The following is a 22,725-nucleotide window of genomic DNA, read 5'->3' on the forward strand; positions in this document are numbered from 1 at the left end:
TTCAAATAACGTTTTCTTTTATCCCTTCAAAACCGACATCAAGGTCTTTCCTATCTGTGAGGGTGAAGGAGAAACTTTAATCCCGGCTGATTCCATTGCTGCGATTTTATCTTCTGCACCACCTTTTCCACCAGAAATAACAGCACCCGCATGCCCCATTGTGCGTCCTGGAGGAGCTGTACGACCAGCAATAAAACCAACCACCGGCTTTTTACGACCTTTTTTTGCCTCATCTTGGAGAAACTGTGCCGCTTCTTCTTCGGCAGAACCACCAATCTCACCAATCATAACAATAGATTGAGTTTCATCATCTGCTAAAAACATTTCCAACACATCAATAAACTCAGTGCCCTTAACTGGATCGCCACCAATACCAATAGCTGTTGTCTGTCCAAGACCTTCATGACTAGTTTGAAAGACGGCTTCATAAGTCAAAGTTCCCGACCGTGAGACAACCCCAACAGAGCCTTTTCTAAAAATAGAACCGGGCATAATACCGATTTTACATTCACTTGGTGTGAGAATACCAGGACAATTAGGGCCAATGAGACGTGATTTTGATTTTTCTAATCTCGCCTTTACTCTTACCATGTCCATAACAGGAATGCCTTCCGTAATACAAATAATTAAACGGATCTCAGCATCAAGAGCCTCTATAATAGCTGCCGCTGCCCCTGCAGGAGGAACATAAATAACGGAAGCATCTGCATCTGTTTTTTCTTTTCCTTCCGCAACACTGGCAAAAATAGGAAGAGTTTCACCTTTTGAACCTTCCCATGTCTCTCCACCCTTTTTAGGATTAACACCACCAACCATTTGGGTGCCATGATAAGCAAGCGCCTGTTCTGTATGAAAGGTCCCTGTTTTTCCTGTAATCCCCTGAACGAGAACTTTTGTATCTTTATTCACAAGAATTGACATAACTTAAGCTCCCTTCACAGCTGCAACAATTTTTTGAGCAGCATCATCTAAATCATCAGCAGGAATAACGTTCAGACCACTATCACTGATAATAGTTTTCCCCTGCTCAACATTCGTGCCTTCAAGACGAACAACCAAAGGAACCTTTAAACCAACTTCCCGAACAGCAGCAACCACACCCTCAGCAATGACATCACAACGCATAATTCCACCAAAAATATTAACCAAAATGCCCTTAACATTTGGATCAGCAGTGATAATCTTAAAAGCAGCAGTTACCTTTTCTTTTGAAGCTCCACCACCAACATCAAGGAAATTTGCTGGTTCAGCTCCATAAAGCTTAATGATATCCATTGTTGCCATAGCAAGACCTGCACCATTGACCATACAACCAATAGTGCCCTCAAGAGCAACATAAGAAAGATCATGCCTTGATGCTTCAATCTCTTTTGGATCTTCTTCCGAAGTGTCGCGCAATTCTAAAATGTCTGGATGACGAAACAGGGCATTATTATCAAAAGAAACTTTTGCATCAAGAACACGCAAATGACCATTTTTCATAACAATAAGCGGATTGATTTCAAGAAGGCTCATATTTTTTTCACAAAAAGCTTTATAGAGAATTGGGAAAAGTTTTTCACCATCTTCTCGTGCACTATCATGTAATTCCAATGCATTACAAAGCCTTGTACAAACAGAAGAAGTAACACCTTGGGCAAAATCAATGGGTAGAGTGAATATTTTTTCTGGTGTTTCTTCAGCCACTGTTTCAATATCCATTCCCCCTTCTGTCGAAACAACAAAAGCTACTCGACCAACACTACGATCAACCAAAAGTGATAGATAAAGCTCCCGATCGATATCAGCACCATCTTCAATATAAAGGCGATTGACCTGCTTGCCCTCTGTCCCCGTTTGCTTGGTGACCAAAGTTTTACCAAGCATCTCTTTCACATTGGCAACGACCTCTTCAACAGATTTTGCAAGTCTAACACCACCTTTTGCATCAAGATCTAATTCTTTAAATTTTCCTTTACCACGACCACCAGCGTGAATCTGACTTTTAACCACATAGAGTGGTCCAGGCAATTTTTTTGCCCACTTTTCAGCTTGCTCTACAGAATAAACAGCAACACCATTTGCAATTGGTGCTCCATATTCATGAAGCAGACGTTTGGCCTGATATTCATGGATATTCATTCGCTTGTCCTTTTCTTTTATGGATCTTACATTAATCTTTGAATTGTCATAACATTTTTAAATATTCTGTTTTAATGAACAGAGTTTCGCTCAGTTCTTAAGCTCTGGTGCAATAGCGATACAAGCTTCACAAAGTTTTTGCACTGCACTCACTGATTTTTCAAAAGCACTTCTTTCCTCTTTATCAAGATCGATCTCTATCACTCGCTCAACACCACCGGCACCAATTACAACCGGAACACCAACATAGGTATCTTTGACTCCATATTGCCCTGAAAGATAGGTTGCGACAGGAACAACACGCTTGGTGTCTTTCAAATAAGCTTCAGCCATAGAAACAGCAGAAGCCGCTGGCGCATAAAAAGCAGAGCCTGTTTTTAACAAACTAACAATTTCTGCACCACCATCACGGGTACGTTGAATAATTTGATCAATTTTTTTTTGTGTCGTCCAGCCCATTTTCACAAGATCAGGTAGAGAAATACCACCAACTGTTGAATAACGCACCAAAGGCACCATTGAATCACCGTGTCCTCCTAAAACGAACGCTGTAACATCTTTAATAGAGACCTTAAATTCCTCTGATAAAAAATGGCGAAACCGCGCTGAATCAAGAATACCAGCCATACCAACCACTTTTTGTGTTGGAAGACCTGAAAATCTTTGCAAGGCCCATACCATTGCATCAAGAGGATTTGTAATACAAATAATGAATGCTGAAGATGCGTATTTTTTAATCCCCGCACCAACTTGTTCCATTACCCTTAAATTAATGCCTAAAAGGTCATCACGATTCATACCAGGTTTTCGTGCAACACCCGCTGTTACAATAACAACATCGGCACCTTCAATCACTTCATAAGAATTAGCACCGGTTAAACTGACATCAAAACCACCAATTGGTGAAGATTCGGCAATATCAAGAGCTTTACCTTGTGGTATACCTTCTGCAATATCAAATAAGACAACGTCACCAAGTTCTTTAAGTCCAATTATGTGTGCTAACGTACCCCCAATCATACCCGAACCAATAAGAGCTATTTTCTTTCGTGCCATTTTATTTTTCCTAACGTTAGATAATTCAGCGTATAATCACCAATACCGGGATACTGAACGCTTTTTTGATTTTAGCCATTTTTTCAACACTATCATCAAGAGGAAAAAGATCATAGATTTATCAACGTTCTTTCTCCCTCTTCTCATAAAAAAAAGTCCTCCACAAATAAAGGCAATGAGAAAACTGCTATGGTGTATCGATAAAGCGAATTTTAAAAAAATACAATAGAATTGTTACACTTCTTTTAAATTCAAAGAGTTATAGTTTTTACAGTTTACGTAAAAGTAAAAAGTATTAATTTAACCGCTCTCCTTCAAAAAAACGTTCTGCCCAAATTTTCAAATAATCCTGACTTTGCATCTCGAAAAGACGCGATTGTGTTCTCTGAAATTCAAATGTTTCAAACGTTTGCGCATGCCCTTGATATAAATCATCAAATCCTGTTGCCGCTGACATAAACAATCTTATATGGCGTTCATAAAGAACATCAATAAGCAAAATAAAGCGTTTTGTTTCATTGCGACATGTATCATCCATCACCGGTACATTATCGACAAAAATCGTATGATACCGTTCCCCTAACGCTAAATACTCAGCTGCTGCGAAAGGTTTTGCACATAAATCTTGATAATCAAAGCGTGCACAACCAGCACCAGAGCGTAGAATATGAATAACGCGCCCTCTTATGGAGAATTCATCAGATGTTTCTTTTTGTCCTTTCAGGACCGACATCCACGCCTGATCCATAGATTGATTTGCTTCTAGCCCCAGTGGTGTTATATACGCCTGTTGGAGATTTGACTTTTCAAGACGATAATCTGTTTTTGCATCAAGATTGATAACACGAACATGTGCTTTCAAAGCTTGGATAAAAGGCAAAAAGAGCTCTCGATTTAAACCGTTATAATAAAGATTATCGGGAGCAACATTTGAAGTTGCAACAAAGAAAATCCCTTTATCAAATAAGGCAGAGATAAGACGTCCCAGTACCATGGCATCAGCAATATCTGTTACGCTAAATTCATCAAAACAAAGGATCTGTGCTTCTGCAAGATCTTCAGCAACGGCTAAAATAGGGTTCTTTTGTCCAGTTTTTTCATCTTTTGATGCTTGACGATAAATATTAATGCGCTCATGCACATCTGCCATAAAGTCATTAAAATGGGCACGCTTTTTACGCTTCTGTGGCAAACAAGAAAAGAACAAATCCATCAGCATGGTTTTGCCTCGTCCTACTTCACCATAAATATACAATCCTTGAAAGAGACGATCAACATTCTTTTGTTTTGCAACAGAGCTTTGTTTTGTTCTCTTTAAAAAATGCCAGAATGCCCACCAAGGCCGAGAAATGTTTTGTTTCGCAATATTTTGTAATAAATGATCAAAATGCTCTGTTAAAACCAATTGAGCCGGGTCAAAACTGATTTTTCCTTTGGATATTAACTCTTGATAGCGTGTTGAGACCAAAATCATCTAAACAACCTTTTTTAACTGCCATCAGTTAAATTTAAAATTTCCTATATATCTGTTTTTTCATAAATAGCTAAAGATAATCTAACGGCTTAAAACAACGGGATAACCATCAAGTGTGTATCCCTCAAAATGATCAATATTAGAAGAATAAAGGGTAACAACAATACGTCCTGAATTATTATAGAAATATAATTTTTTTCCTTTAACAGTCCAAGATTTTACTTGAGAAACAATTCCTGGACAATGTAAAGGGCCAGCGCGATATCCTTGTCCAAATTTTGTTTGTGGCGTTGCAATTCGGCAAACCTTACCATCCATAGAAAGATTCCACACCCCTGCAATACTTGCAGGAAATAAATCAATGGCATCTCCTGGCAATTCGAGATTAGCCATTCGTCCATCACTTTGAGAATCTCCTTTTTCATACAATAAAGTACTTGTTGTCTGGGGAGATATTGATAGATCAGACATTGTTTGAGGAACTGATATTGACCGAACAGGATAAAAAACCTTTAAAGGACTACCTCTATCATTATTTTTAAACTGCAATGTTGAACAACCCGTTAAGAATGTTGTAATTGATATTACAATTAGAAATGTCTTTTTTGAAAATGTCATATTTATACTCTTTCCCATGACAACAAATAGGTTCAACTCAAAGAAGTTTTTATAAGACATTTTATAAAGATAAATTAATAAATTAAAAAGAACAGGCTAAATTTTGCTTATTTTGAACGATAATAATTTTTCTATTCGTTTTATATTGCATTAAACACTGGAAATTTATAAGATTCTCAGTCATATATTCTTTATGATTAATCAGGAAAAATAGAGAAATTTCATGAAAACGCCATTTAGCAAAATGGATGGTCTTGGCAATCAAATCATTGTCGCTGATATGCGTGAAAGTACACATGCTCTCACACCACAAGCAATTCTTTCCTTAGCAGCAGATTCCCAAACACATTTTGATCAAATTATGGCTATTCACCCACCAACAAAAAAAGAAGCTGATTTTCGCATTGAAATATGGAATGCTGACGGTTCAATGGCCAATGCATGTGGTAATGGCGCTCGTTGTGTCATAGCATGGCTTACAGACCACAATTTTGGTGAGATCTTTCGATTAGAGACACCTGCTGGAATTATTGAAGGTAAACGCCAAACCGATAACCTCATCTCTGTTGACATGGGATGCCCAAGTTTTAATGCAAAAGAGATGCCTGTTTCACGTGAAATAGTAGATACCAATCATGTAGAGCTTACCGTTGGTCCCTTAAAAGATGCTTGCCTTGTATCCATTGGTAATCTTCATGCTATTTTTTTTGTTGAAAGTGATATTCAACATATTCCCTTAGAAAAATATGGACAAAAACTTGAACATGATTCCCTTTTTCCAGAACGATGCAATATTTCCATTGCTTGTGTAACATCACAGAAAAGCCTAAATCTACGTACATGGGAGCGAGGAGCTGGATTAACTCGAGCATGCGGGAGCGCTGCTTGTGCAAGTGCAGTAGCCGCTTATCGACGAGGACTGACAAAACGCCATATAGATGTGAATTTACCAGGGGGAACACTGAATATTTTTTATCGAGAAGACGATCACATTATCATGACAGGCCCAATCAAATATGCATTTAGTGGTTTTCTTAACCCCTTAACAGGGAGTTACAAAAAGGATCATTTTTGATGGCAATAGAAATTGTAACCTTTGGTTGTCGACTAAACAGCTACGAATCAGAGATTATACGCAAAGAAAGTGCTTCTTCGGGATTAGATAAACTCAAAGACGGTGCTATCATCTTTAATACCTGTGCTGTCACAGCTGAAGCCGTGAGACAAGCAAAACAAGCTATCCGCAAAGCAAGACGTGAAAATCCTCATGCGCGCATTATTGTTACAGGGTGTGCAGCACAAACAGAAACACAAAATTTTTCCTCTATGACAGAAGTCGATCTTGTTTTAGGAAATGAGGATAAGCTCCATGCTCATTCTTATCGTCAAATCCCCGATTTTGGTATCAACCATTATGAAAAGTTGCGTATCAATAACATCATGGAAGTAGAAAAAATTGCTTCACATATGGTAAGTACGATAGAAGAACGCACACGTGCTTTTGTGCAAGTACAAAATGGATGCAATCATCGCTGTACATTTTGCATTATCCCTTACGGGCGAGGGCCATCACGTTCAGTTCCCATGGGATCTGTTATTGAGCAAATTAAAAAGCTTACAGGCAACGGTATTCAAGAAGTAGTTCTGACAGGTGTCGATCTTACAAGTTATGGTCATGACCTCCCTGGAAAAGCAACTCTAGGAAAATTAACCTCAGCCATTTTGTACCACATTCCTGATTTGCCTCGATTGCGTCTTTCATCAATTGATTCCATTGAAGCAGATGAAGAACTTATCAATCTTTTAGCCTATGAAAAGAGAATTATGCCACACTTGCATCTCTCCTTGCAAGCAGGCGATAATATGATTTTAAAAAGAATGAAACGACGGCACTTACGCGAACATGCAATTCAATTTTGTCAAGATTTACGTGCAAAACGCCCTACAATGATATATGGCGCTGATTTAATTGCTGGTTTTCCTACTGAAACAGAAGAGATGTTCCAAAACAGTCTCTCTTTAGTGAATGATTGTAATTTAACACATCTCCATGTCTTTCCTTTTAGTCCAAGAGAAGGGACACCTGCCGCACGCATGCCACAAATTAATCGTAAAATAGTCAAGGTACGCGCAGAAAGGTTACGCAAAGCGGGTGAAAAGGCTTATCAAAAACATCTGATTCACTTACAAAATAGTCAACAAAAGATTCTCGTTGAGAAAGATAGTATTGGACGAACAGAAGATTACACTCTTACACAAATTGAAGGTGCTAAAGCTGGAACAATTGTTCAAGCTCTTATTGTTGGCCACGATAACCATAAATTGATTGCTGTCCATCCAAAGTCGAGCGCAGCCTGAAGAGGGAAATTTTTATGACAAAACCCTTTATAAAAAAAATGTTTTCTTTCAGCAAGTCTAAAAAACAGAAAATAGAACAAGTTTCTACCCCTTATGAAACAGATAGAGTAGACAAAAGTGAAAACATAAAAAACGATCTATCCTCTATAGACAGAGAAAAAGAAGAACAAGCAGAAAATCAAAATACGATATCTGCAAAATATGATGAGAAAAATCAACCTTTTGAACCATATTCCAGCAAAGAGCACCATTCTGGTAAAGTAATTGTCACAGATATAATCAGTGAAAAAAAAAATATAGAGTCTTTGCCTGCATCTTCTGTTGAACAGGAAAAGACAGCATGGTTTGAACGTCTTAAAAAGGGACTAGCTCTTTCTTCGCAGCGCTTAAGCGAATCCATTGGCGAAGTCTTCGTTAAAGAAAAACTTGATAAAGGCAAGTTACAAAAACTGGAAGACATTCTTATTCAAGCTGATCTTGGTATAGAAACTGCTACTCGAATCACCGATATCTTAGCTTCTAATCGTTACGAAAAAAATTTATCTCCAGATGACATTCACAGTATAGTAGCAAACGAAATCGAAAAAGTGCTAAAACCTGTTGCAATTCCACTGGAACTTGATCTTAATCATAAGCCTCATGTTATTTTACTAGTAGGTGTAAATGGTACAGGAAAAACAACGACCATTGGAAAACTTGCAGCAAAACTAACCAAGGGAGGATTAAAAGTTATGCTTGCCGCTGGTGATACGTTTCGTGCTGCCGCCATTGAGCAATTACATATTTGGGGTGAACGCATAGGTAGTCCTGTTATTTCAACAAAATTAGGTGCAGATGCAGCTAGCTTAGTGTTTGATGCTTATGAAAAAGCAAAAAAAGCGAACAGTGATGTCTTAATTATTGATACAGCAGGACGTTTACAAAATAAAACTGAACTGATGGATGAATTGGCAAAAATTATTCGCGTTTTAGGTAAACATAATCCTCAAGCACCTCATACAATACTTCAAACCCTTGATGCAACCACTGGGCAAAATGCACTCAATCAAGTAGACATTTTTCGTAATATTGCTGGTGTAAATGGATTAGTCATGACAAAACTCGATGGTACTGCACGAGGAGGAATTCTTGTTGCCATCGCAGAAAAATATAAATTACCTGTTTATTTCATCGGTATAGGAGAAAATATTGAAGATCTCCAACCTTTTTCTGCCTCTGACTTTGCTAAAACTATCGCAGGAAGACACTTATGAAAAAATCTTTTTTTGAGCATAATTCACACAATAATTACGATTCAAAAAACATTAATGCTAATTCAAAAGCACCTCTTTCATCAACACTTAAATTTTTCTTGGAAATGGGGCCATTGGTTGTTTTTTTCCTTGCTAACTATAAGGGCGAATGGCTGATAAACAATATTGAAATTTTTAAAAAATTTAATAAACCTCTTTTTCCTGCCACAGCTATTTTCATGATGGCGATTATTATTGCTCTAGCCTTATCGTGGGTCCTTGCGCGAAAAATTCCCATTATGCCTCTTATCTCAGGGATATTTGTTCTGGTCTTTGGATCTTTAACTCTTTGGCTTCATAATGATACTTTTATAAAAATGAAGCCAACAATCATTAATAGTTTGTTTGCTCTTGTTCTCTTTGGTGGTTTGTTCTTTAAAAAATCACTCTTGCGTTATATTTTCGATTCTACTTTTAAACTTGATGATTTAGGGTGGAAAAAACTTACTTATCGCTGGGCATTTTTTTTCGTTTTTCTCGCCATTTTGAATGAAGTAATCTGGCGCAATTTTAGCGACAATTTTTGGACCAATTTTAAAGTATTTGCTATTATGCCTATAACAGTTCTTTTCATGTTAACACAAATGCCTATTATAATGAAACATTCAAAAGATCTTTTTAAAAAAGAGGATAAAAACAATTCTTAAATAGAGTGTATTTATTAATACAAAATTATTTCATAGATTTATCACTGCCCACTATTCATGGAGAGAATAAGTGTTAATTGAGCAGTTCATTTGTCGAGAAGATAATTTTTGTGTGCTCATTCATGATGAAAAAAATGGCTATACAGCAGCAATTGATGCACCTGAAAGCAACGCAATTCAAAATGCTCTAAAAAGCCATAATTGGACACTTCAGACTATTTTTGTAACGCATCATCATAATGACCATGTGGAAGCAATAGTAGAGTTAAAACAAATTTACAAAGCCATCGTTATTGGACCAGAAGCAGAAAAAGAAAAAATTTGTCATCTTGATAAAACTCTTCAACCTGATGAAAGCTTCTTATTTGGTACCTACACAATTTTAGCACTTTCAACACCTGGTCATACACTAGGAGCATTATCCTACTATTTTCCTGAAGAAAATTTACTCTTTGCCGGAGATACACTTTTTTCACTTGGTTGTGGACGTCTTTTCGAAGGAACACCAACACAAATGTTAAACTCTTTAAAAAAGCTTCGTCAGCTTCCCAATGAAACACTGCTTTATTGTGGTCATGAATATACCAAAATCAACGCTCTTTTTGCATTAACAATTGACCCATACAATCAAAAACTCCTCAAAAGAGCAGAAGATGTTTTTTTGTTACGTGCAAAAAATGCCATGACTTTACCTGTAACATTAGGACAAGAAAAACTAACCAATCCTTTTCTTCGCTGGGATAATAGAACTTTGCGAAAAAACCTTAGGATGGAAAAAGAAACAGATGAAGAAGTATTTGCTGAAATCCGCAAAAGAAAAGACAATTTTTAATCATGTTTTAATTAGCATTGCATTTTCTCTTTCTTTTTTTTTATAACATACGCTCAAATATCAAATACAAGGAAAATAGAAGACCGCTTTGTTTTATCATCTATAAACAATCAAAATAGTGTAGAAATTTAACTCTTAACAGAATATTTTCTTTCAAAAATGGAAAAATAAGTTCAAAAAACACCTAAAAAATCAGAAACATCACATACTGGAAATGTAAAACAGAACGCCATTGTATTGCTAATTCACGCGCTTTCTTTTTAAAATACTTATCAACGCTCGCAAGCCAATTTTACGAGAACATTCGTGAATAGTGTAAAGATAAAGCTATTGTACATCATCATTTTTAAGCTTATGAAAGTGTAACTAGTGCCATCATACTATTTGCTAGTTTCCAATATTGCTATAATTTTTGCATTGAAACTATTCTTAAGAGGCATTTTTATTCCTTGTCTTTACTAATTTTTACCTACACACCAGCCACACTTATACGAGCAAGGAAGTGATTTTAATTGATTCAACATAAACAGGTTAAAGATGAGAGAATTTTACTGCATTCAGGGTTTTAATCTAAGTTTAAAAAAGATGTTTTATTGTGATAAATTAAGGTATTACCTAATAAAAACATTGAGAATCTCATCAACTTTTGTTTTTGGACAGCTAAAATTAACGAGTATTTAAAAAGAAAATAATATCACATCTAAAGCTTACGTTATTGTTCTTATGGCACTTCAAGTAATATTCGTTGTAATTATATTTTTAAAAAACAATCTAAAATTTAATCAAAAACATATTGATAGAATTCTTATCCTTTTAGACTATTGACTTGATTAATTTTGCAAACGTCTACAAATATCATCTAATTGTTCTAAAGAAGAATAGTGTATTTTTAAATCACCACCCTTTTTACCATGCCGAATGATTACTTTCATTCCAATTACATCTGCAAGTAATTTTTCTAAAGATTTTGTTTCTGCATCTTTTTCCAGCAAGGTACGTTTTTTGACTTTAGGATTTGCCTGCTCACAGACAAGTATTTCTGTTTGGCGCACTGAAAGACCTTCACGAATAATTTTTTCTGCTAAATCCAGTGGATTATCAACAGTTATAAGGCAACGTGCATGACCAGCAGAAAGTTGCCCATCAATTAAAAATTGTTGTACTTTTGATGGCAATTTCAACAAACGAAGTGTATTTGCAACATGACTTCGGCTTTTTCCAATAACTTGTGCTAAATCTGCTTGCGTATAACCATGCTCATTCAGCAAAATTTCATATCCCATTGCTTCTTCAATAGAATTAAGATCAGCACGTTGAACATTTTCAATAATTGCCAATTCTAAAGCTGTTTTATCATCTACATCTCGAACAATAACTGGCAATTGACTTAAATGAATACGTTGTGCAGCACGCCACCGCCGTTCACCAGCAATCAACTCAAAACGATGTGGATGATCGCGCGAAGGTCTTACAATCACAGGTTGGACAACACCATGTTGGCGAATTGATTGAGCTAAATTTTCAAGTTCTGCTTCAGTAAAATAGCGCCGCGGATTATGTGAATTACACAAAATGGATTCAAGTGGAACAAGCCGTTCAGAAAATGTAGAAACTGTACTGGACTCTGATAGTTTTTCAGTATTTAGTGAACGTGTAAGATTGTTGTTTAAATTGATATCACCAATCAATGCTGCTAATCCACGTCCCAGTCTTTTTTTTGATTGATCATTATTCATAATTTCGCTCTTTGAATTTATTTTATAAAAATTATTTTTTTATTTCTAAGCAGCAGCCTGCGCTTGCTTTTCTCGTTTTATCACTTCCGAAGCCAAACGCAAATAAGCTTGACTACCAGCGCATTTGAGATCATAAAGCAAAACTGGTTTACCGAAGGAGGGGGCTTCAGACACACGTACATTTCGTGGAATAACAGTACGATAAACTTTATCTCCCATAAAAGAGCGTACATCTTCAACCACCTGATTGGAGAGATTATTCCGTCCATCATACATGGTAAGGACAACACCTTGAATTTCTAAAGAAGGATTAAGAACAGATTGTACTTGCTTTACTGTTTCAAGCAATTGACTTAAACCTTCCAGTGCTAAAAATTCACACTGCATAGGTACCAAAACAGAATCTGCAGCCCCCATAGCATTGAGAGTAAGAAGATTCAGAGACGGCGGACAATCAATCAAAATATAACTGAATTTTTTAGTCATCTTTGGATCATCATAGAGAGCTTTACGCAATCGTTGAATGCGATCTTGTGAAGAAGCAATTTCCATTTCTACACCTAAAAGATCAAGCGTAGAGGGTACAATAAAAAGATTTGGCACAGCTGTTTTCAAAGCTGCTTCTGTCACTGAAACTCCTGAAATCATAACATCATAAGATGATAAAGGACGGCTATTACGATCAATTCCGAGTCCTGTACTAGCATTTCCTTGTGGATCAATATCCATAATGAGAACATTTTCCCCAATAGCTGCTAAAGCTGTTGCAAGATTAATTGCTGTAGTTGTTTTTCCAACTCCACCTTTTTGATTTGCAATAGCGATAATCCGCATTCCGCTCATTTTATTTTACCCTCTACATGATCTAACCTGAGAAATTTCTAAAATAACAGAATTCTCATCAATTTTGCTCTTATGTTTTAGCAGATCAAACTGCCAATTGGCAGAGGCATTTTTTATTTCTATAGAGTAATCCCGACCTTTTTGCAAAAGAGCTATTGTATTTTGTGTTAATAAAGGAAAAATAAGCCTTAAAAGATCATCTAAGCAAGCTAACCCCCGCGCTGTTATAATCTCTGGAGTTTTTATTTTTTTTGTAACATTCTCAATTCTACAATGAAAAACTGTCGCTGGAAGATCAAGCTGAGCAATAACTGTTCGTAAAAAAGCTACTTTTTTTCCATTACTTTCAATAAGATCAATATGCCCTGTTTTTTTTTCTTTAAGAAAAATAGCAATAACAATGGCAGGAAATCCGCCACCTGATCCAAGATCACACCAATGCAGAAGATCACTGTGTAGAGGATAAATTTGAGCTGAATCTAAAATATGACGTGTCCATAGAAGAGGTATTGTTGAAGAGGATATTAAATTAATATGTTTATTCCATTGCATTATCAAAGATTCAAACTGTACCAAATCTTGCATTATTTCACGTGAAACATAAGGAACTATTTTTAAAAGCTTCTGATATTTTTGTTCTATAGAAAAATCCATTAAGCTGATTTAACCTTTTCACGTCTTTGACGTTGAATGTAAGTGATAATAAGTGATAATGCTGCTGGTGTCATACCATCAATTTTTTGTGCATCAGCAATTGAACGTGGCGATATTTCTTGAATTTTTGTTTTGAGTTCATTAGAAAGACCAGAAATTGCCTGAAAATCAAGAGAAGAAGGAATTTCTAAACGCTCATCTCGTTGAAGAGCAAGGATGTCCTGTTCTTGTTTTTCCAAATAAACTGCATATTGAGCTTCAATTTCTAAAGACTCAACTGTTTTAGAATCAATAGATTGTAACTGCGGCCAAACATGTGAAAGACGCTCTATATTCATGTGTGGATAAGCAAGAAGATCGTAAGCTGAGCGCCGAATTCCGTCGTGATTCACTTGCAATCCATGAATAGATGCTTGATTAGGCGTTAAAAAAAGCTCTTGGCATAATGATCGCGCTTGATCGAGACGTTGTTTTTTTTGCTGATAACACTCCCAACGTAATTTACTTACAATACCCAATTGTTGTGCTAAAGGTGTTAAACGAGCATCCGCATTATCAGATCGCAGAGACAAACGAAATTCAGCACGTGATGTAAACATTCTATAAGGTTCACAAACCCCACGCAAAACTAAATCATCTATCATAACACCAATATAAGCCATAGAACGACTTATAAGTATTTCATCTAATCCACCTACCTTACGTGCGGCATTTAATCCAGCCAAAAGACCTTGTGCTGCAGCTTCCTCATATCCTGTTGTTCCATTAATTTGTCCAGCTAAGAATAATCCTGGTAAAGAGCGTAATTCTAAAGTTTTTGTCAACTGTTGTGGATTAACAAAATCATATTCAATAGCGTAACCAGGTTGTAGAATTGTAACATTTTCTAACCCTTCAATTGTTCTAAATAAAGAAATTTGCACATCTTCAGGAAGAGAAGTAGAAAGACCATTTGGATATATAGTATCATCATTTAAACCTTCTGGTTCTAGAAAAATCTGATGCCCATCACGATCTCCAAATTTAACAATCTTATCTTCAATTGAAGGACAATAACGTGGTCCTAATCCTTCAATATTTCCTGAATATAAAGCAGAACGATGAATATTTTCACGAATAATTTGATGTGTTTGTGTATTTGTACGTGTTATAGCACATTCAATTTGAGGCTGTTCAATTTTTTTAGTCAAAAGAGAGAAAGGTACAGCATCTTCGTCAGCTTGCTGTTTAGGAAGACACTCCCAACAGATTGTTTTTTTACTAAGACGAGCTGGAGTTCCTGTTTTTAATCGACCAAGATTTATACCATAACTTTTTAAACGTTTGGCAAGTTGTACACTTGATTTTTCCCCTATACGTCCAGCAGCCCATGTTTTATCACCAATATGAATAAAACCATTTAAAAAAGTACCTGTTGTTAAAACAACAGCACCAGAAGTAAGTACTCCTTGTTTTTTTAACACAACACCAGAAATACCATTATCTTTAACAATCAGATCAATGACTTCATCTTCAATGAAAATGAGATTATCCTGTTCTTTTAAAAGATTTTGAATTGCTTCTTTATAGAGTTGTCTATCAGCCTGTGTGCGTATACCTCTTACTGCTGGTCCTTTCCGTCGATTAAGGAGTCGAAATTGAATTCCAGCAGCATCTGCTGCTCGTCCCATAAGCCCATCCAAAGCATCTATTTCACGAACTAGATGTCCTTTTCCAAGTCCTCCAATAGCTGGATTGCACGACATTGTTCCTAATGCTGATATTTTATGTGTAATGAGTGCTGTCTGTGCCCCAGCACGCGCTGAAGCTGAAGCAGCTTCACAGCCAGCATGACCACCTCCAATAACAACAACATCATATAATTGCATTTAATTCATTCCGCAGAAAATTATTTTCAAGTTTCACGTGAAATAGAACATGTAAAATACATAATATTCTTAATCTGTCTATGGAATAATGAATGTTTCACGTGAATCATTATTTTCCAATACAAAACTCTGAAAAAATAATATCAAGTAAGTCCTCAACATCTGTATCTCCAGTAATTTTTCCAAGAAAATCACTGGCACGACGAAGATGTTCTGCACGTAAACTGAGATCAAGATAATCATAATTCACAGAATCCTCAATTTCCTTAACAGACTCTTTTAACAATTGAAGTTGCCTCTTACGTGCAGTAACAAGATTCCCAATCTCAGAAACACGCTGCAGACAAAACAATTCAAGTTCCTTTACAAAATGATCAAAATTCAAACCCGTTAATGCCGAAAATTGTATTGACCACAGCTTTTTATTATCTTCATAAAGATCAAGTTTATTTCCTATACGCCATATTTCAGCCGACGTTTCCGGTAAATAAACTTCCTTAGGGTTTTGCATATCATAAACTAAAATAACCAAATCAGCATCCCTAACATGCTGCTTTGCAACTTCTATTCCTAATTGTTCGATTTTGTTGTTTGTTTTCCTAAAACCAGCAGTGTCTATTAAAAAAACCGGTAAACCACCTAAAACAAGTCTTATTTCCAAAGCATCACGTGTTGTTCCTGCTTCTTCTGTCACAATAGCAACAGGTTTTCCAGCTAAACGATTCATAATGCTTGATTTTCCAGAATTTGGAGCACCGGAAATGACAATTTTTAATCCATCACGTAAAATACTCGCACGCTCTCCTTCAGCAATATGTCTCCGAATAGAAATGCAAAGATCTTCAACATCTTTCCAAACTTTATCAGATACCAAATTTTGGATATCAACTTCATCAGAAAAATCAAGTTCCGCTTCAATAAAAGCACGAATCTTCATAAGTTTATGACGCCAATCACGATAAAGTACCGTTAAACGCCCACTTGTACCCATAATTGCTAAACGCCGCTGACTTTCCGTTTCTGCCTCTATTAAATCAGCAAGACCTTCTGCTTGAACAAGATCTAATTTTCCCTCCATAAAAGCACGACGTGAAAATTCACCTGGTTCTGCAATGCGGCATCCTTTAAATGTGGACAATTCATCAAGAAAACGATTAACAACAGCTTTCCCTCCATGCAAATGAAATTCAGCACAATCTTCTCCCGTAAAACTACGAGGAGCAGGAAAAAAAACAGTCAAAGCAGAATCTAAAAAGCTACCATCTCGAGCCGTAAGTTTTCCATAATGCATAAACCGCGCTTTAGGTAGACAACCACAAAGCGTTTTAACAACATGCACAACATGAGAACCTGAAAGCCGAATGACAGCAACCCCTGAAGGTAACAATCCACTCGAAACAGCAAAGATTGTATCCACAGGATTTATCCTAATTAAAAAACTTAACGTTTCTACGTATTCATTGAATCAAAAAAATCACTATTATTTTTCGTTTGTTTTAACTTATCAATCAAAAATTCAATTGCATCTGTAACATTCATAGGTGCTAAAATACGACGAAGTACAAAAATTTTATGCAAATCTTGTCGTACTACTAAAAGCTCTTCCTTACGTGTTCCTGACTTTAAAATATCCATAGCAGGAAAAATACGCTTATCAGCAACTTTACGATCAAGGACAATTTCTGAATTACCTGTTCCTTTAAATTCTTCGAAAATAACTTCATCCATACGACTACCTGTATCAATCAAAGCCGTTGCAATAATAGTTAAAGATCCACCTTCTTCAATATTACGTGCTGCCCCAAAAAAACGTTTTGGACGTTGTAAAGCATTCGCATCTACACCACCTGTCAAAACTTTACCTGATGATGGAACAACTGTATTATATGCACGCCCAAGACGTGTAATAGAATCAAGAAGGATAACCACATCACGCCCATATTCAACGAGACGTTTAGCTTTTTCAATAACCATTTCAGCTACTTGTACATGACGTATTGCTGGTTCATCAAAAGTAGAAGAAACCACCTCTCCTTTTACAGAACGCTGCATATCAGTGACTTCTTCTGGCCTTTCATCGATTAAAAGGACAATAAGATAACATTCAGGATGATTAGTAGTGATAGAATGAGCAATATTTTGAAGTAAAACAGTTTTTCCTGTTCTAGGAGGTGCTACAATTAATCCTCTCTGTCCTTTTCCTAATGGAGATATTAAATCAATCACTCGTGATGACATATCCTTTTCTGTAGGGTCTTGTATTTCCATTTGAAAACGTTCGTTTGAATAAAGAGGTGTGAGATTATCAAAATGGATTTTATAACGAATTTTCTCAGGGTCTTCAAAATTAATTGTATTAATTTTAAGAAGAGCAAAATAACGCTCTCCTTCCTTTGGACTCCTTATAGGACCTTCAATAGTATCCCCTGTTTTTAAAGAAAAAGATTGAATTTGTGCAGGTGAAAGATAAATATCATCAGGTCCTGGAAGATAATTAGCATCAGCAGATCGCAAAAATCCAAATCCATCTTGTAAAACTTCAACAACTCCTTCTCCAATAATTTCTACATCTTGCAAGGCAAGTTTTTTCAAGATAGCGAACATTAACTCTTGTTTACGCATGAGAGAAGCATTTTCAACTTCTAATGTTTCAGCAAAAGAAACAAGTTCGACGGGATTTTTACTTTTAAGTTCTTGTAGTTTCATTTCCTGCATGAAATAAGCTCTTTAGTAGGTGGAGAAATTGTTTTCTAAATTAATTTATGGGAAATTTAAAGAATAGAACACTTTTAGTAAGATAGGAGTATTCTATACTTAACTTTCCTAAACTGCAAGTGTCCTTTATAAGATTTATCTTCATATACAATTCTACAACCATATAAAAAATAATCACTTCTACAAATTGAAATGTTTCAGCAAACTTTTAAAAAGAAAATAATTTACAAAAAAATTAATAATATTTTAAATAACTTACATGATATACTAATTCTTAGTACAGTTTTTTTTAAATTATGTATGCTTTATATCCTCATATAAGTTAAACTTCAGAAGAAGTTTTTTTCCGAATTTTTTTCTTTAATAATTTAATAAATGACAATTTTTTTTATTCAAATCTGTGTTTAATGGGGATTATTATTTATACTTCAATCGTCCTCAGTTTTATCCACAAAGGAAAAGAGAAAAAAACAAAGTATATCTCTATTTTAAAGGTATTATCCCCATTTTTTTTCTAAGAGAATTTTAGTTATCAAAATTATTAGATTTGTGCATAATAACGGAAAAATTTATATAAGTTTTCACTTTATAAAAGATGAAGGGAATATATGCACATTTATTAACAAGGAGCTAAAATTTTTGTGACAAGAGAAAAAAAAAACTTTCATTTACACATGCTTTCTGATGCAACGGGAGAAACATTAATTTCTGTTGGGAGAGCTGTAGCATCGCAATATACGATGAATCAAGCAACAGAACATATCTATCCGATGATTCGCAACAGAGCACAGTTGCAGAGAGCTCTTGATGAGATACAACGGGAGCCGGGGATTGTTCTTTACACAATTATTAATAAAAAAATTAAAATGCTTCTTAGAAGAAGATGTGAAAAAATAAAGGTTTCCTGTATTGATATACTTGATCCTGTTTTGAATGCTTTTCAATCTCACCTTGGAATGCCTACAAATTTACGTGCTAGTGCACAGCATGATCTCAATGCAGACTATTTTCGCCGTATTGAAGCATTGGATTTTACAATAGAGCATGATGATGGTCAGTCTCCCAATAGTCTTTCAAATGCAGATGTAATTCTTGTTGGAATTTCAAGAACTTCTAAAACACCAACTAGTATTTATTTAGCAAATCGTGGAATAAAAACTGCCAATGTTCCTCTTATTCCAGGCATTAATTTGCCAGACACTCTTTTAGGAGCAAAAAATACTCTCATTATAGGCTTAATTGCATCAGTTGAACGAATTTCACATATTCGTCAAAATCGGAATTTGGGTGATGGTTTTGCTCTTGAAAGTTATACTAATAGAATCAGTATAGCTGAAGAATTGACCTATGCAAAACGCATTTGTGAGCGTTTTAGATGGCCTATTATTGATGTTACAAGATGCTCTATTGAAGAAACTTCTGCGGCAATATTTGAACTTTTTTCGCGATTTTGTGAAGAAAAACGAAAGAAAAATCTATGTTAGCAGAGACTTTAATATTAGCATCTCTTAGTTCTTATCGCGCACAATTGTTGAAAAAAGCAGGTTTAAATTTCTTCGTTGAAAGGGCTTCTTTTGATGAAAGAGAATTAGAAAAAAAAGGAAAAATAAAAAAACCTAAAGAACTAAGTTGTTTTCTTGCATGTGCAAAAGCAAAAAATGTTTCTGAGCGTTTTCTGGATACCTTAGTTATCGGATGTGATCAAGTACTTGATTTAGAAGGTCAAATTTTTCATAAAGTTAAAAGCAAAGAAGAAGCACATCAACGTTTGTGCACCTTATCAGGAAAAATTCATTCTCTTCATAGTGCAGTAGCTTTATTCCGGAATGGACAAAAAATTTGGGTTGAATCTTTTAGCGCTCATATGTCAGTACGTCATTTGTCATTAGAATTCATTGAAAATTATCTTTCTCGTGTAGGGACAGATATTCTAAACAGTGTGGGCGTGTATCAAATTGAAGGAGAAGGGATCCATCTTTTTGAAAAAATTGACGGAGATTTTTTTACTATTGTTGGGTTACCTTTATTACCTTTATTAATAAAATTGCGTCATTTTGGGGTCATCAATGATTAATTTGACAATAAAGCGCGAAGAAAAAATTCTTCCACGTGCTCTTGTTGTTGGTACTCCTATTCACCACTCAAAATCACCAAAAATTCACAATTTTTGGCTTAAAAAATATGATTTACAGGGTGAATATCTGGCACAGGAAGTAACATCTGGAGAACTTAGAGATTTTTTAGTATCTTTAAAAAGGAAAGGTTTTTGTGGAGGGAATGTCACTTTACCTCATAAACAGGAGGCCTTTCATTTGGTAAATTATAAAGATGATGTAGCAACAATGATTGGTGCTGTTAATACACTGTGGTATGAAGGAGATAAACTTTGTGGCACAAATAGTGATGCCTATGGCTTTAGTGCTAACCTTGATGATTCTGCTCCTGATTGGGTGGGAGAAACAGCTCTTGTTTTTGGTGCTGGTGGCGGTGCGCGTGCTATCCTCTATGCTTTAAAAAAACGAGGGTTTGAACGTATTTGTTTAGTTAATCGTACAAAACAACGAGCGGAAAGTTTAGCCGAGCATTTTGGAAAACTGATTAAAGTTTATGATTGGTATAAGGTGCATGAAATACTCCATCAGGCTGATTTAATTGTCAATACAACTTCTGTAGGCATGACAATTTCAAATGAGAAAAAAAACGCTTCTTTTTTTTGTGATTTTCATAAAATGAAGACAACAGCGTTGGTAACAGACATTGTTTACACGCCCTTGGTAACTCCTTTTTTACAACAAGCAAAAGCGCATGGACTAAAAACAGTTGATGGGTTGGGTATGCTTTTACATCAGGCTGTTCTAGGGTTTGAACGATGGTTTGGAATAAGACCTCAGGTGACAAAAGCATTACGTACGGAAATTTTACAGGATATTGGTGAAGAGAAAAGATGAAAATCATAGGGCTAACCGGATCAATTGCTATGGGAAAATCAACAGTTGCTGATTTTTTCAGGCAAGCAGGTATTTCCGTTTTTAGTTCTGATGAAGCAGTTTACCAACTTTATAAGAGTGAATCAATTTTATCTCTCATAGAACATACATTCCCTGGTGTGGTTGAGAATGGTAAAATGAGTCGTCTAAAGCTTTCTGAAATTTTGATCAACGATAATAAAAAATTACAAACCTTAGAAAAAATAATACATCCTTTAGTCCAAAAAAAAGAAAAAGAATTCGTTGATACAGCGCGTCAACAAGGAGAAAAATTGGTTGTTCTTGATACTCCACTTCTTTTTGAAACAAAAGGTGAAAAACGTGTAGATAATGTAGTTGTTGTTTCTACTTCATTGGCAATACAAAAGGAACGTGCAATGATTCGCAAAAATATGAACGAAAAAAAATTTTCTTTTATCAATGCGAGGCAAATGCCTGATGAAAAAAAACGAGCACGTGCTGATTTTATTATTGATACAGGAAAAGATTTAGAGAACACTCGTCAACAAGTTCTTTTTGTGATAAAAAGTTTGCTAAAGAATGAAACTAATGCGTGAAATTATTTTTGATACAGAAACAACAGGTTTAGATAAAGAGAAAGACCGTATAATTGAAATCGGCTGTATAGAGATGGTTAATCGTTATCTTACAGGACGACGATTTCATGTTTATTTGAATCCGCAAGGCGTTATTATTTCTGATGAAGTTGTAGCTGTCCATGGATTAACCAATGAACGCTTAAAGAATGAAAAAAAATTTAGTGATATTGCCGATGAATTTTTGGAATTTATCAATGGAGCAACAATAATTGCCCATAATGCAAATTTTGATATTGGTTTTCTCAATGCAGAATTAATACGGGTGAATAAGCCTCTCATTAGTTTTGACAATGTTATTGATACATTGGCTATGGCACGGCGCAAATTTCCTATGGTACCTAATTCTCTTGATGTTTTATGCAAACGTTTTGGTATTGATAATAGTCATCGTGTTCTTCACGGAGCTTTGCTTGATGCGGAAATTCTCGCCGACGTCTATATTGAGCTTATTGGTGGAAAGCAGAGCGTATTGGTTTTTGGGAACAGTGGAAGTGTTGATGAAAAAAGCCAGAATCACAAGAATGCTCCCTCAGAAGTTAAAGTTCGTCCACAAAGCCTCCCTCCCCGGCTAAGTGTACAAGAAAAAAGCATGCATGCTGATTTTATCAAAAAAATTGGTGAAAAGGCTCTCTGGAATTCTTTTAAAGTTCCTCAATAATTCTCTCCTGAAAAGCCCATTAAAAAACAAGAAGTAACAGGATTTCTGAAAGCATAGTTCTCTAAATAAAGTATGGTCGTTGTGGGGAGGGGAACACCACAACGACCCTGTCGTTACATTGTACCTCAGCTATCATAGGAGGAGCAAAATGAAAGCTATTATATCCTGTAACAGCAAAGAAAAGCTCTAGGTACTGAATATAAAGTGTAACGACTCCACGCTTTATGAAAACAAAAAATGGCTTTTTAGAGGCGTTTTGATAAATTT

General features: G+C 35.7%; 21 protein-coding genes. 10 read left to right on the top strand and 11 right to left on the bottom strand.

Translation table 11 applies throughout. From position 1 onward, the window contains the following. Window positions 1–18: 18 nt before the first annotated feature. From sucD to O9A_RS01370, 5 genes are all read right to left on the bottom strand, one after another. Window positions 19–921, bottom strand: a complete 903-nt coding sequence (gene sucD / locus O9A_RS01350; RefSeq protein WP_034458042.1) for a succinate--CoA ligase subunit alpha — start codon at window positions 919–921, stop codon at window positions 19–21. A gap of 3 nt (window positions 922–924) precedes the next feature. After that, window positions 925–2,121 carry an ADP-forming succinate--CoA ligase subunit beta gene (gene sucC / locus O9A_RS01355; RefSeq protein ID WP_034458044.1) on the bottom strand — a complete coding sequence of 399 codons (1,197 nt, stop codon included), beginning with the start codon at window positions 2,119–2,121 and terminating at the stop codon, window positions 925–927. 90 nt (window positions 2,122–2,211) lie between these two features. Next, window positions 2,212–3,177, bottom strand: coding sequence for a malate dehydrogenase (mdh, locus tag O9A_RS01360; RefSeq protein WP_034458047.1), 966 nt, complete (start codon window positions 3,175–3,177; stop codon window positions 2,212–2,214). A gap of 295 nt (window positions 3,178–3,472) precedes the next feature. Continuing rightward, a complete protein-coding gene (zapE, locus tag O9A_RS01365; RefSeq protein WP_034458049.1) occupies window positions 3,473–4,651 on the bottom strand; it encodes a cell division protein ZapE in 1,179 nt (392 codons plus the stop codon). Between the two features lie 81 nt (window positions 4,652–4,732). Beyond that, on the bottom strand, window positions 4,733–5,269 hold the full coding sequence (locus tag O9A_RS01370; protein WP_034458051.1) for an AprI/Inh family metalloprotease inhibitor: 537 nt from the start codon (window positions 5,267–5,269) through the stop codon (window positions 4,733–4,735). A gap of 223 nt (window positions 5,270–5,492) precedes the next feature. On the opposite strand from O9A_RS01370, the gene dapF reads away from it, so the two are divergent. The 5 genes from dapF to gloB all read left to right on the top strand — a co-directional run bounded on the left by dapF (window position 5,493) and on the right by gloB (window position 10,398). Continuing rightward, on the top strand, window positions 5,493–6,344 hold the full coding sequence (gene dapF, locus O9A_RS01375) for a diaminopimelate epimerase (protein ID WP_034458053.1): 852 nt from the start codon (window positions 5,493–5,495) through the stop codon (window positions 6,342–6,344). Next, on the top strand, window positions 6,344–7,627 hold the full coding sequence (mtaB, locus tag O9A_RS01380) for a tRNA (N(6)-L-threonylcarbamoyladenosine(37)-C(2))-methylthiotransferase MtaB (protein WP_034458055.1): 1,284 nt from the start codon (window positions 6,344–6,346) through the stop codon (window positions 7,625–7,627). The genes dapF and mtaB overlap by 1 nt, the downstream gene beginning before the upstream one ends. Window positions 7,628–7,641: 14 nt before the next feature. Beyond that, window positions 7,642–8,880: a signal recognition particle-docking protein FtsY gene (gene ftsY / locus O9A_RS01385; protein ID WP_034458057.1), complete on the top strand. Its 1,239-nt coding sequence runs from the start codon at window positions 7,642–7,644 to the stop codon at window positions 8,878–8,880. Continuing rightward, window positions 8,877–9,566, top strand: coding sequence for a septation protein A (locus O9A_RS01390; protein ID WP_034458059.1), 690 nt, complete (start codon window positions 8,877–8,879; stop codon window positions 9,564–9,566). The genes ftsY and O9A_RS01390 overlap by 4 nt, the downstream gene beginning before the upstream one ends. A gap of 70 nt (window positions 9,567–9,636) precedes the next feature. Further along, complete coding sequence (gene gloB, locus O9A_RS01395; protein WP_034458061.1) at window positions 9,637–10,398, top strand: hydroxyacylglutathione hydrolase; 762 nt, start codon at window positions 9,637–9,639, stop codon at window positions 10,396–10,398. 830 nt (window positions 10,399–11,228) lie between these two features. Here the strand turns inward: gloB and O9A_RS01400 are convergent. From O9A_RS01400 to rho, 6 genes are all read right to left on the bottom strand, one after another. Beyond that, the gene (locus tag O9A_RS01400) at window positions 11,229–12,134 is read right to left on the bottom strand and encodes a ParB/RepB/Spo0J family partition protein (RefSeq protein WP_034458063.1); all 906 of its coding nucleotides are present in this window, start codon (window positions 12,132–12,134) and stop codon (window positions 11,229–11,231) included. A 45-nt stretch (window positions 12,135–12,179) separates the two neighbouring features. Then, the gene (locus O9A_RS01405) at window positions 12,180–12,977 is read right to left on the bottom strand and encodes a ParA family protein (protein ID WP_034458065.1); all 798 of its coding nucleotides are present in this window, start codon (window positions 12,975–12,977) and stop codon (window positions 12,180–12,182) included. A 6-nt stretch (window positions 12,978–12,983) separates the two neighbouring features. Then, complete coding sequence (gene rsmG / locus O9A_RS01410; protein ID WP_034458067.1) at window positions 12,984–13,631, bottom strand: 16S rRNA (guanine(527)-N(7))-methyltransferase RsmG; 648 nt, start codon at window positions 13,629–13,631, stop codon at window positions 12,984–12,986. After that, on the bottom strand, window positions 13,631–15,499 hold the full coding sequence (mnmG, locus tag O9A_RS01415; RefSeq protein ID WP_034458069.1) for a tRNA uridine-5-carboxymethylaminomethyl(34) synthesis enzyme MnmG: 1,869 nt from the start codon (window positions 15,497–15,499) through the stop codon (window positions 13,631–13,633). The genes rsmG and mnmG overlap by 1 nt, the downstream gene beginning before the upstream one ends. 109 nt (window positions 15,500–15,608) lie before the next feature. Beyond that, window positions 15,609–16,916 carry a tRNA uridine-5-carboxymethylaminomethyl(34) synthesis GTPase MnmE gene (mnmE, locus tag O9A_RS01420; protein ID WP_034458071.1) on the bottom strand — a complete coding sequence of 436 codons (1,308 nt, stop codon included), beginning with the start codon at window positions 16,914–16,916 and terminating at the stop codon, window positions 15,609–15,611. 32 nt (window positions 16,917–16,948) lie between these two features. After that, a complete protein-coding gene (gene rho / locus O9A_RS01425) occupies window positions 16,949–18,214 on the bottom strand; it encodes a transcription termination factor Rho (protein WP_034458074.1) in 1,266 nt (421 codons plus the stop codon). 641 nt (window positions 18,215–18,855) lie between these two features. On the opposite strand from rho, the gene O9A_RS01430 reads away from it, so the two are divergent. The 5 genes from O9A_RS01430 to dnaQ are packed head-to-tail and all read left to right on the top strand — an operon-like array spanning window position 18,856 to window position 22,458. After that, window positions 18,856–19,698 (top strand): pyruvate, water dikinase regulatory protein, encoded by an 843-nt coding sequence (locus O9A_RS01430; protein WP_034458076.1) that lies wholly within the window; start codon window positions 18,856–18,858, stop codon window positions 19,696–19,698. Next, the gene (locus O9A_RS01435; RefSeq protein WP_034458078.1) at window positions 19,692–20,288 is read left to right on the top strand and encodes a Maf family nucleotide pyrophosphatase; all 597 of its coding nucleotides are present in this window, start codon (window positions 19,692–19,694) and stop codon (window positions 20,286–20,288) included. The genes O9A_RS01430 and O9A_RS01435 overlap by 7 nt, the downstream gene beginning before the upstream one ends. Beyond that, window positions 20,281–21,162, top strand: coding sequence for a shikimate dehydrogenase (locus O9A_RS01440; RefSeq protein ID WP_034458080.1), 882 nt, complete (start codon window positions 20,281–20,283; stop codon window positions 21,160–21,162). Before O9A_RS01435 ends, O9A_RS01440 begins: the two co-directional genes overlap by 8 nt. Beyond that, on the top strand, window positions 21,159–21,758 hold the full coding sequence (gene coaE / locus O9A_RS01445; RefSeq protein WP_034458082.1) for a dephospho-CoA kinase: 600 nt from the start codon (window positions 21,159–21,161) through the stop codon (window positions 21,756–21,758). The genes O9A_RS01440 and coaE overlap by 4 nt, the downstream gene beginning before the upstream one ends. Continuing rightward, entirely contained in the window at window positions 21,751–22,458 is a 708-nt protein-coding gene (gene dnaQ / locus O9A_RS01450) for a DNA polymerase III subunit epsilon (RefSeq protein WP_034458084.1), read from the top strand. Before coaE ends, dnaQ begins: the two co-directional genes overlap by 8 nt. The last annotated feature ends 267 nt before the right edge of the window (window positions 22,459–22,725 follow it).

Source organism: Bartonella koehlerae C-29 (assembly GCF_000706625.1).
In the GTDB taxonomy this organism is placed as follows: domain Bacteria; phylum Pseudomonadota; class Alphaproteobacteria; order Rhizobiales; family Rhizobiaceae; genus Bartonella; species Bartonella koehlerae.